8 protein-coding genes and 1 pseudogene are annotated in these 11,245 nt (G+C 69.6%); 6 read left to right on the top strand and 3 right to left on the bottom strand.

The window, feature by feature from the left end; all coding sequences use genetic code 11:
* The first annotated feature begins 417 nt into the window (after positions 1–417).
* Positions 418–912: a hypothetical protein gene (locus ACFYPN_RS33415; protein WP_389303640.1), complete on the top strand. Its 495-nt coding sequence runs from the start codon at positions 418–420 to the stop codon at positions 910–912.
* A 204-nt stretch (positions 913–1,116) separates the two neighbouring features.
* On the opposite strand, the gene ACFYPN_RS33410 is transcribed toward ACFYPN_RS33415, so the two are convergent.
* Together ACFYPN_RS33410 and ACFYPN_RS33405 are read right to left on the bottom strand one after the other, a co-directional pair.
* Positions 1,117–1,740 (bottom strand): hypothetical protein, encoded by a 624-nt coding sequence (locus tag ACFYPN_RS33410; RefSeq protein ID WP_389303637.1) that lies wholly within the window; start codon positions 1,738–1,740, stop codon positions 1,117–1,119.
* A gap of 367 nt (positions 1,741–2,107) precedes the next feature.
* On the bottom strand, positions 2,108–2,878 hold the full coding sequence (locus ACFYPN_RS33405; RefSeq protein ID WP_358766120.1) for a hypothetical protein: 771 nt from the start codon (positions 2,876–2,878) through the stop codon (positions 2,108–2,110).
* A gap of 297 nt (positions 2,879–3,175) precedes the next feature.
* On the opposite strand from ACFYPN_RS33405, the gene ACFYPN_RS33400 reads away from it, so the two are divergent.
* From ACFYPN_RS33400 to ACFYPN_RS33380, 5 genes and pseudogenes are all read left to right on the top strand, one after another.
* Complete coding sequence (locus ACFYPN_RS33400; protein ID WP_358766118.1) at positions 3,176–4,117, top strand: RNA-binding protein; 942 nt, start codon at positions 3,176–3,178, stop codon at positions 4,115–4,117.
* 272 nt (positions 4,118–4,389) lie between these two features.
* A complete protein-coding gene (locus ACFYPN_RS33395) occupies positions 4,390–5,154 on the top strand; it encodes a TnsA-like heteromeric transposase endonuclease subunit (RefSeq protein ID WP_358766117.1) in 765 nt (254 codons plus the stop codon).
* A pseudogene (locus ACFYPN_RS33390) lies at positions 5,151–7,402 on the top strand (transposase). The gene ACFYPN_RS33395 and the pseudogene ACFYPN_RS33390 overlap by 4 nt, the downstream one beginning before the upstream one ends.
* Positions 7,380–8,648 carry an AAA family ATPase gene (locus ACFYPN_RS33385; RefSeq protein WP_358766113.1) on the top strand — a complete coding sequence of 423 codons (1,269 nt, stop codon included), beginning with the start codon at positions 7,380–7,382 and terminating at the stop codon, positions 8,646–8,648. Before ACFYPN_RS33390 ends, ACFYPN_RS33385 begins: the two are co-directional and overlap by 23 nt.
* A 1-nt stretch (position 8,649) precedes the next feature.
* The gene (locus ACFYPN_RS33380) at positions 8,650–10,497 is read left to right on the top strand and encodes a TniQ family protein (RefSeq protein ID WP_358766111.1); all 1,848 of its coding nucleotides are present in this window, start codon (positions 8,650–8,652) and stop codon (positions 10,495–10,497) included.
* Positions 10,498–10,575: 78 nt separating this feature from the next.
* Here the strand turns inward: ACFYPN_RS33380 and tpg are convergent, their stop codons facing one another.
* A complete protein-coding gene (tpg, locus tag ACFYPN_RS33375) occupies positions 10,576–11,130 on the bottom strand; it encodes a telomere-protecting terminal protein Tpg (RefSeq protein ID WP_358766109.1) in 555 nt (184 codons plus the stop codon).
* Positions 11,131–11,245 lie beyond the last annotated feature (115 nt).

Genomic DNA, 11,245 nt, shown 5'->3' with positions numbered 1-11,245 from the left:
AAGGGCTCCCACTTCCTCGCCTTCCTCGGGCTCGCAGCCGCCCTGACCTGCTACAGGAAACTCACCAGGATCGCCACGTGAGACATCCTCTTAGAGATCAACGAAGCCAGTCCGGGATCTGTCTGGCTAGCGGTTGCTGGACGGATGTCAGCGGATGCCCAGCGGACCGGCAGGCGCACCGGAATCGGACCGGCGAGGCACCGGCAGGTGACCGGCAGCCACCGGCCCCGCATGCCGGTGCACCGGCCCCGCCAGCCGGTGGCCCGTGTCCCGTCTCAAAGGATCTGGTCCGGCGGTCGGGGTGCGACCTGCGGCGACCGGTTCGTTCGAGACGCCCTGCGAGGCGGATTCTCAGACGACTGCGGGCGGCGCCTGATCTACTACCTGCCCACGAACTGAAAGCTGACGAGGAAAGCAATGGGCGCTCTGACTGACTACTTCCGAGCGGTGGATGCCGCATCGGTTGTGGAGGAGCTCAAGCGGGCGGATGGTGGGTCCCCGCTCAGCGCAGGGCTCCCTGTCGTCGATGGGGTTGAGGCCAAGCACGTGGATCCGACCGTCGTCCTGGCGATGCTGATTGCTGCCATCCGGCAGGTCCAGTGGCGAGTGGACCTGGTCGAGGAGGTGCCCCTGTGGCCGACCTCCCCGGTACCCGGCCCTGACGGCCTCGAGGACGAGGACGACCCGTGGGTGACGGGACCGTGGGTATCCGAACTCAATCCCCTGGTACGGGACACTCTGGCGGCTGTGCGCGACTCCGAAGTGCCAACCATCGTCGCCAGATGGGTGCAAGCGGAAGAGCTGCACGGAGCGCGCGTCCAAGACATGCAGCCGGTGGCTGAAGAACTCATCCTCCTCGCAAGGAGGGCTCTCGAAGCCGGCGAGCAGCTCTACTGCTGGATGTGTCTGTGAGGTGGTCGAGCCTGGATGTCCGGTCGATACTCGGCGAGCCAGGGCCCCTGAGACGAGAAGCGAATCGAACCAGATCACTTGAGATGGGAACCAGATCCTTCGGGACGGGACAGCCCGCCGGACCGGCAACCGGTCCCGGCTGTCTTCTGACAGATGTTCTTGACCGATTGCCAGGTGACTTTGACCATCGGCTTTGGTGCCGTTCTATGCCTGTGGCGTGCTCGGCTCGTGGTGTCGCAGCCACGCGAGTGCCTCAGCGCGGTCCGAGCGGGGAGCCCCCATGAACCATTCCTCGCGGGAGTCCCATTCGCTGGTCGCCGCCCACCCGATCGCGTTGCGTACGGGTTCTGTGTCGCTCGGATCGGGCACGGCCAGGGAGCTGATGCCGCTCTGCCAGGTGGTCCCGATCACCGCGACGGTGCTGTCGAGGGCCAGCATGGCGAACTCCGGGCGGCCAGCGCCTGAGCCGAGCAGGTGCTCGGGGTACCCGTGCTCGCTCACCCCCCGACGGATCGCGCATCCGGCGCCCATAACGTCCCAGTCGTCCAGCAGGCGCACTCGGCGCCAGACGGACTTCCGGTGTCGGGATGCCGCCCGCGCGCTAGGAAGATAAGCCGGCAGGGCAAGCAGGAACTCCCGGTCAGCTCCGAACAGCCCGAAAGAGGTCGCCAAGTCGTACCAGCCCTGGTTGGCACGCTCGATGAGGGACGGGGCGTCGAAGTCGACGTACGCGTCACGCCGACCCGTCCCGTGGCCGCAACTGACCGTCGCGCCCACCGCGAACACCGGCAAAGGACTCTCCGGCACCCCGCCCTCAAGCACCTGCAAGCCTGCTCGACGCAGCGGAGCATGAACCTTCCGCCGCATCTCCCGCCTGCCCATCAACTGCTCCCACGCTGCCGGACGTCCTGGCCAGTGATCATCCCATCGGCGTGAAGAGCACCGCCGTGAGCACCCCTGGGACCGTCAAAGTCAGATGGCAAACGTCCAAGATCACCTGTCAGAGGTCAGCATGCTCTGTCTCCGCCTCCCCGTCTCCCAGCTCACCTCCCCGGTATGCGTCTACCAGGGAAAAGAGCCTCCCAGGCTCTTAGGCATCCCAGACAATCAGGGGCATTTCAGGCCCTGACTTCCCAGGTCCTCGCAGGTCATCTCCCAGGGTGCTGGGAGAACTGGGAGGTTGCGCAAGGTGAGGTCAGCTCGCGTCGGAGCGGGCGCGGACGAGGAAGCGGGCGAGCGCGCCAGCCGCTTCCGGTTCGGTGGTGGCGAGCCGGGCCGTGAACGCCAGCTCGTCGGAGCCAGCGCCGGGCGCGAGGTGGGCGAGTTCGGCGAGCAGCGCGGCGTGCGCGAGGACCGGCGCGGTGAGAAGGCCGGCTGCGGTTTCGCGGGCGGCGGGGTCGCGGTAGTGGCCGCGGTGCGCAGCCAGGGCGTGGGCGAGCCAGTTGTCGACGTCGGTCTGGACATAGCCGCCGGCTCGCCGGGTGAGTTCGTCGCGTACGGCTTCGTCGCCGGTGCGGGGCTCGGTCTGCTCCAGGGTGCCGAGCTCGCGCAGCGCCTGGAACTCGTCGGCGCGGGCCGCGAGGAGGGCGGATTCGCGCAGCTCGGCTTCCCGGGCGGCGGCGGCCGCGGCGTCGGCGTCGAGCTCGGCCTGGACCACGTCGTCGGTGTCCGGGTCGTAGACGGTGCCCGGGACGGCGTCGGCGAGCAGCCGGTCGATGCGTTCCCACTCCGCGAGTTCCGCCGGGCCGCGGGCGTCGCCAGCCAGGTCCTCGCGCCGGGACGCCTGCCGGGCGTCGAAGCGCGCGTCCTCGAGGGCCGCCGCGACGGCGCCGGCGTCCATGCCCTTCGCCCGGCGGCGTACGACGCGGCGGCCGATGCGGGCGGCGCGGGCTGGATCGTAGAGCGGTGGGACCCGCGAGCCTGCCGGTCGGCGGTCGGCGGCCAGGCGATGCCAGGGTGTGGTCATCTTCGGTCTCACATTCTTGATCGAGGAAGCAGAGCGGGCCGTCGCCGGGCGCTGCGGCGGCCCGCCGAATTGAGCCGAAGCTCAGGAGTTGTCACCAGCGGGACCGGCTGAGCTGGTGAGTGGGGGCGACCGAGGCAGCCTGGTTGTCACACGCGAGGCATCCGACTTGTCACAGGCGCTCATTCGGCAGTCTTTCTGTCACCAGAAAGATCTGTCGGGCTGTGCAGCGGAACCGCGAACTGCGAGTTCGGCTCGGGACCTACGCTGGCGCTACCTTCCACCTTGTCTAGGAGTAGCGTGCCGCCTGCCTTCGCTCACCGGATCACGAAGTACGACCCCGCCGACCGTGACGAACACGGCAGCTACCGGGGCGCGGAGGAGGCGGTCAGTGACCATGGGCCAGTCGAGGCCGCGTACCTGGAGGCGGTCTCCGCGTTCGCGGAAGCTGCGGGCATCGACCGGCTGGAGATCCGTGAGCCCTCCGTCACCGGGTTCGTCCACTTCGGTGCCCAGCCGGCGGTCGAAGGGCACGGTCTTAGCGGGCTCTTCCCGGCTGACCTCACCGGTTACCACGATGGGGCCGAGGTCTCCCTGGAGGTGGCCCTGGAGCTGATCCGCGTCATGCTCCGTGAGCAGGGCGCCTGGTGCCGGCTGGAGGCGGGAGACGTTTTTACCGTGCACGTCGGATGGGACCAGTACGTGTACGTGGGCAGTGACCGACCCTGCACGGATGCCGTGGCCCGTACGCGGGAACTCGGCCTCTTCGTGGAACCGATGGTGGCTTCCCCCTACACCGCGGAACCAGAGGTGACAGAAGCCGCCGACGAAGGCTTCTGGGCGTCGGTACGCGCCGAGCTGGCGACGCGACAGGGCCTGCTCCTGGAGGAAACCCACATCGTCAATGCCACACGCTGGCATCGTCTCACCACGGAAAACCTCAACACGGTGCGCGCCGGTCTCGGCCCGCGCGCCCTGCTGACCGTCTGGCCCGACCTGCAACCCGACGTCGGCGCGGTCCTGACCGCACTGCCGTCCGAATGGCACATCGAGTTCGTCTGGGAGACGAAGGACGGAACGATCAGAGACGTGACCGTCGATGAGACCCAGTGCCAGGAGCTCGCTGCCCTGGTAGCCGACGCGCGAGCGGCCTGCGCCCTGTCCCTCTACACCGACGAACGCAGTCCGCTGCTCCAAGCCGTTCTACCCGACAGTGACGGCGTGCTGCGCGCACGATGGTGACCCGCTTCATGAGCCGAAGCTCGTTACGGCACCGGCTGAGCTGGCGAATGGGGATGGTCGAGGCAGCCTGGTTGCCACACGAGGCATCCGACTTGTCACAGATGCTCATTCAGCAGTCTTTCTGCCACCAGAAACGAAGATCGGGAGCCTGAGGTTCTTCGCGGCGCTTCCATGGGCTCATGGCTGCTGCAGGTACTGGGTCGGGAAGGGTAGTCGAAGCCGCTGGCACCGGGCCCGTCTGGTCGCATCGATGCAGTTGGGAGGACCTTTTCGTGTCGGCGGATGTCGACGCGGGCAGGTCTGGCCTGGATCTGGGCGACGGTTGGACGAGGCGGTGGGCGGTCTCGTGGCGGGCCGGCGGGGTCGATGCGTCCTGCTCGGTGCACGATCTCGTACAGGAGCCGGTGCTCACGAGCGACCCGATGCGGCACTTCACCTGGCGCCGGGACCAGCGGCACCGTCCTGGCCTGCAGTTCCTGACCAGCACCGGCCGGCACCACGGCGCGGAGAGCCTGGAGGAGAGCCGGGTGTTGCTGGCCCTGGACTTCGCTGGCGACGTGGTCGACGTCGTCTCGCAGCCGCTGAAGATCTCCTTCGCCACCTGCGGGAAGCGCCGCGCCCACACCCCTGACTACCTCGCGGTGACCCGCGGCGGCGTCTGGCTGATCGACGTACGGCCCGAGCCGTTGATCAAGGAGACGGACCGAGAGTCGTTCGCCGCGGCCGCGGAGGTCGCCGTCGCCTGCGGCTGGCGCTACGCGGTGGCCGCCCGCTGGCGCGAGCACGCCTTCGCGGGCCTGGACGCGATGGCGTCGCGGCGCCGGCTGAAGTCCGATCCGCTGGGGCTCCGTCCGGTGTTGCTCGCCGAGGCCGAAGGCGGGCGGAGGTTCGGCGAGCTCGCGGCGGCGACGGGCTGCGAGCCGGTCGCCCGGGCCCAGCTGCTGCACCTGCTGTGGTCCCGGCAGCTGGGCGTCGACCTGGCCGGTCCGCTCCAGGACCGCTCGCTCGTGTTGCCCGCCGGGGAGGCGGGCCGGTGACCGCGGCGGCGGTGCTGAACTTTTCCCCCGGCGCCGGGCTGGTGCTGGACGGCACGGAGTGGACGGTCGAGCGCCGCGAACCGCACCTGGGCCGGGTGCAGTTGGTGAAGGACGACGGCACCCGCGAGCGGATGACGTTCCGGTTCCTGGCCAACCATCCGCAGTGCCGGCCGTCGTCGCGGACGTCGGCGGCGGGGGCCGACCGGGGCCGTCAGCGCAAGGCGTCCGAGGACTTGAACGCGGGCCGGCTGGAGCTGACCGGGCTTCGGATGGCCCACCTGCTGGAAGTGGCGACCGGGTTCCGCTCCGGTGACCCGTTCCATCCGGGCCCGGGCGAGCCGAAGCCTGAGTACGACCCGGCGACGACGACGCTCACCGAGCGCCGGCACGCGAAGGTGGCGGAACTCGCGGCCCTGGACCCGCAGCACGCGAGGCTGCTCGGTTTGGGCTCGGTCAGCTACCGGACGCTGATCCGGTGGGAGAACGCCCGCCGCCGGTTCGGGCTGGTCGGCTGCGCGGACGACCGCTGGCTGCGCCGCAGCGGCGGAACCCGCACGGTCTCCGAGGAAGTGCGGGAGGCGGTCCTGGCAGTCCGCGAGGAGACGAAGCGGATGGCGAAGGTGTCGATGCGGACCAAGGACCGCATGATCCGCCAGTACGTCCGCGAGGAGTTCGGGCCCGAGACGAAGGTGCCCAGCTACGACACCCTGCGTCGGCTCTGGAAGGAGTGGTTCGGCCCCGGCGGCGCCCGTCAGCGCTACGCGAGATCGGCCGATCTGCCGGAGTCGCAGGGGCACGTCCTGGTGCACCGGCCGGGCCAGGTCGTCGCGCTGGACACCACGGTGCTGCCGGTCATGGTCCGCGAGCACGTCTTCGGCGATCCGGTGAAGATGCACCTCACCCTGGCCCTGGACGTCTGCACGCACTCGCTGGTCGCCTTCCGGCTGACGCTGGTGTCCGACACCTCGGTGGACGTCGCGATGGTGCTGCGGGACGTGACGATGCCGCTGCCGATGCGGGCAGACTGGGGCGAGGACCTGGAATGGCCCTACCCCGGCCTGCCCGCCGCGGTGGTGGGCGAGTTCGCCGGGCACGCGGTGGCCGGCCTGCCGTTCTTCACCCCGGAGACGGTGACCACCGACCACGGATCGGTCTATCGCAACCACCACCTGGTCGAGGTCGAGCGGGTCCTCGGCTGCCAGGTCCTGCCCGCGCGGGTGCTGCGGCCGACCGACAAGGCCGCCGTCGAGCGGGCCTTCGGCGTGATCCGCCAGCTCTTGTTCGAGCACTTGGTCGGCTACACCGGCGTCGATGTCGCCGACCGCGGGGCCGACCCGGCCTCGGACGCGGTGCTGACGGCCGACCAGCTCGAGCACCTGATCGCGACCTGGATCGTCGGCGTCTGGCAGAAGCGCAAGCTGGGCGAGTACGCCCCGGCCTGGGATCCGGACGGCTCGCACAGTCCGAACTCGCTGTTCGCGGCGTCGTTCGCGCAGACCGGCTTCGCGATGGACATCCCCTCCCCGGAGCTGTTCTACGAGCTGCTTCCCGCCCACTACGTCCGCATCGACAAGCGCCGCGGGGTGAAGATCCGTGGACTTTGGTACGACGACGCCGATGTCCTGCGGGACTACCGTGGCGAGCTGTCGACGCGGGGCGGCAAGCACAAGGGCAAGTGGCTCATCCGCCGCGACCCACGGGATCGGCGTCAGGTGTTCTTCCAGGACCCGCTCAGCCATGCCTGGCACCCGCTGCCTTGGACGGGCATGCCCCGGGCCGGGCAGATGCCGGCCTTCGGGGATGCGCGGGCCAGCGCCCTGCTCGCGCGGCGGCCGGTCTGAAGCCGAAGTCGGACACCGAGCTGCTGCCGGTGCTGCTGGAGTTGATCGGCTCGCACATCCCGGTCAGCAAGTGGCCGACCCAGCTGAAGAAGTCCCAACGCACCGAGCACGCCCGCGAGGCCCACCAGGCCAGGGCTGCACAGGCCGACCGGCCGCCGAGCACGCCCGCACCGGCCCCACATCCTGCCTCTGCCGAGGAGGGGACGGCGACGGTGCTGAGCTGGCCGGGCCGGGCCCGCGAGACGCAGGACGCGGTCGCCGGGGAACGGCGCCGGCGGCGGGAAGTTGTCCGGCCCGCGCCCGTCCCGCCGCCCGAGCTGGGCCACAGCTTCCGGGCCCGCAGCGTGTTCGTCCTGCCCGAGGACGACCCGGAGGAGGACCGTGGTGGATCAGACGACGCCGGATGAGCACGCGGTCGTCCCCTTTCTGCGGGCCGGCCCACCGCCGGACCGCACCCGCTGGGAGGGCTGGCAGCAGTGGCGGAGGATCCGCGGCACCTTCGTGCCCGCACCCCGGCTCACACCGGCCGAGCATCAGAGCCTGAGCCCACGGCGCCGGGCCCTGCATGATCTACACCGCACCGCGACGCACGTCAACATGCGGCTGCAGGAGACGCCGATGAGCGCGCGGGTCGCGAACCTGATGCGCGGCCGGCTGCAGAACAACGCGGTGAAGTTCATGCCCGGCACCCGCGACGGCCTGATGATCAACGGCGGCGGGTTCCAGGGCAAGACCGAGACCGCCTGCGACGCGGCCGCGTCCTTCGAGGACGTCTGGCGCGAGGTCCACCACCAGTTGCTGCCCGGCCCGACCCCCGGCACCCGGGACGTGTTCGTGCCCGTCGCCTACTGCCGCCTGCCGGTCCGCGCGACACCCAAGGGACTCTGCAAGGCGATCTTGAACGTCTACGGCAACCCGCACCCCGGGACCCTGGATGACCTGGTCAGAGCGGTGCGGGACGCGATCCGGGACCATCACACCACTGCCCTGCTGATCGACGACATCACCCGGCTGCGGCTCCACCGCGAGGACGACCAGGACACGCTCGACCTGATCCGCGAACTGATGGACCTCAACGTCACCCTGATCCTGATCGGCGTGGACATCCCCGGCTCCGGACTCCTGCGCGGCGCCTACGTCGACCAGCGCACCGGGCAGTGGGTCTTCCCCGCCCATGGGCGAAGTGGGCGGCACAGCACCGCGGCCGCCACGCAGACCGGCCGCCGGTTCGACATGGTCGATCTCGACCCGTTCGACTACTCCACCCCGGCCAGCATCACGGCCTTCCTCGATCACCTGGCCGGCATCGAGGACCAGCTGCGGCTCCTGCGGTCCTTCGAAGGCATGCTCACCAGCGGCGAAATGCCCGAGTACCTCTTCGGCCGCACCCGCGGTGTCGTCGGCCTGCTGCGGCGTCTGATCGAGGACAGCTGCACCGAGGCGATCCTCACCGGCGAAGAACGCCTCACTCCCGAACTGCTCGCGAAGACCACGATCCACCTCGGTAACCTGGACGATCTCGACCCCGGCGCCGGTGAGGTCCCCGACATCCCGCAGAACACCGCCCCGCCCGCGAAGCCCAAGCCGCGCCGAGGGCGCGGACGCAACACGGTCCTTGACGACCGCGGGAACAGGCCGGCCACGGGTGACTGACATGGCCATGAGCTCCGGGCGGCGGCCCTTCGGACTCAGCCTTGACCCGCTGGAGGGCGAGTCGCTGGCCGGTTTCGCCCTGCGTCTGTCCCACCGCCTGCACATCTCGCCCCACGAGCTCGCCCGGCTGACCGGCCTGACCGAACAGGACCGGCTCGGTCGGGCCCGCGCGTCACTCTCGACGCGGCTGACACCGGCCGAGATCAAGAACTTCGCCGCTACCACCCGCCTGGACCCCCGCGAGGTCCGCGCGATGACATTGGAACCCTTCGCCTCCCGCTACCCGCCGGCGGCCAGCGGCGTCGCCAACGTCCGGGCCGGCAACGTCTACTCCATGCACGCGGACCGATGGCTGTTCCCCACCACCGCCCGCTACTGCCCCCGCTGTCTCGTCGGCGACGGCTCCGACATCCAGCACGCCCACGGCGGGCCCTGGAAGATCCTCTGGCGCCTTCCCGTCGTCTTCGCCTGCCCGCTCCACGAGGTCTTCCTCGAACACCTCTGCCCTCACTGCCGAAAGCCGGTCAACTTCAGCAACAGGGCCCAGTTGTTTCCCCGTCCCGCCGCCCCCGGAGTCCACCCCACCCACTGCCGGACTTCCACGGTCCGGGACACCAAGAACGGCCGGCACGACGACCCCTGCGGGGCACCGCTTGCCTATGACCCACTGCACCATCACCGACCCGGGCCCGGCCTGCTTGCGCTCCAGCGCAAGATTCTTCGCCTGCTTCGGCCGGGCGGTCCGAAACAGCCGGCCCAGCAGTACTTCACCGAGCTCATCCTGCTCACCGGCCTGGTCATGATCTGCTGGCCGCGCATCCAGCCTGTCGGCACCACCCGCCAACTCGCCGAAGCCGTCGCGCAGCACCTCGCCATCCACGAAGGAGCCGACTCCCGTCTCTACCGATCCACCGGGGCACCCGTCGACGCGTTCGTCTGCGCCGGCCTCCTCCAGGTCACCGATCGCCTCCTGGCCGCAGACGACCTGCGCGAAGCACTCTCCCAGCTTGCCCCCGAGGAGAACCGCAACCGCAGCGGAATCCCGCCCACACGGCACCTGATCTGGGACAGAACCTTCAAGAAGCAGCGCAGTGCCTGCTCCGAGCGCTTCCAGGACGCCGCCGACACGATCGTTCCCACCTTCCGGCGCACCGGCAAAGGCGGACTCCGCCTCCCCTCCACCGGCGTCGGCCTGAGACCAGAACACATCCCCGCGTTCCTGCCCGAAGCCCTCGCCGAACAGCACCTCGGCTTCCTCTCCGCCATCGCCCCCAAGATGCGCCGACGCAGTGCCTCGGTCTTCCTCGTCCGGCGCACCCGCGGCGGCAGCCTCGACGAAGCCGCCCAGTTCCTCGGGATCAACCCCCAGGGCAAGCGGAACGGCTACACACAACTGCTGAACCGCCACCTCCGCACCAGCGGCACAGCCCGCGACTTCGAACAGGCGCTCGACGCCATCACTGCCGAATTCCTCGCGGGCCCCACCATCGACTATCAGCACCGGCGCGAGGTCCTCGCCACCTGGACCCTGGATCCCGAGAGCTGGCAGCACATCCTCGCCCAGCTCCCGGTCCTCACAAGCCATCGAAAGCCCATCAGCGACGACCGCAGACGACTGGCCGTCAGCGCCTACATCTGGACCCGGGCCACCGAAGGCGAACCCGACTTCGTCCCCTGCCCGCCGCATATCGCACACGACCCAGCGCTACGTGCTGTCTGGCTCCGAGAGCGGCACAACGTCTTCCACTGGCTCCGTACAACCGACTACCAGCCCTACTACGGCGCCCTCAAGCCACTGCTGGAAGACCACGCCACGCTCCTGGCCAAGGCAATCGACAACCGCCGGTGACAACCAGCCTGCCTATGTGACAACTACCTTGCTTCGGCTCAGTACGGGTAGTTGATGCTGGCCATTCAAGGCTCCGAATTAGTATTCGAGGTCGAGGTAATCGATGTCGTTGATTTCCACGTCCGACAGTCCCAGGGCCCGGCCGCCACCGTCCTGGAAATACACTTCCTTAAATCCTTCGGCGATGATTCCGCGCATCTGCTGGTCGCTGGCGCCGGTGTCGCGGGCATCGAAGAGGCGCTGGGCGTAGGTGGCGGGGAGCTTGACGGTGAGGCGGCGGAAGCGGCCGTCGTCGGTCGTTCCGGAGGGGGCGGTGTAGCCGAAGCGGGCGCGGGTCTCCACGGTGATCCCGGTGGCGGCTGCTTGCTGTCGGCGGCGCTTGCGGACCTGGGGCTGCCACCGGGCCCGTACGGCGTCGTCGATCTTCGAGGCGACGTCGGCACGGGCGTGCTTGCGGGCGCCGCGCCGGTAGCGGTTCACGGAGTCGGCGGTGACGCCGAGCTCCGCCGCAACGGCCCTGGCGCTGCCCAACTGGCGCAGCAGGTAGCCGATCTGGCCCTTCAGCGTTTTCGGCGGCTGCCGGGTGAAGTGCTCCCGGTCGGCCCGCTCGATCGCGTCCTCGATCTCTCCCACGGTTCTATTCCCCTTCGTCCAGGACGGCGTCGCCGCCCTTGATGTGGCGGGCCGGGTTGAGGCCCTTCTCCATCAGATCGACGGCCCAGGCCATCGGCTGGACGCCCTCGAGCTT

This window comes from Streptomyces sp. NPDC005576 (genome assembly GCF_042871745.1).
In the GTDB taxonomy this organism is placed as follows: Bacteria; Actinomycetota; Actinomycetes; order Streptomycetales; family Streptomycetaceae; genus Streptomyces.
Note: the sequence above shows the minus strand (reverse complement) of the source record. Positions and strands in the feature narration are given on the sequence as shown.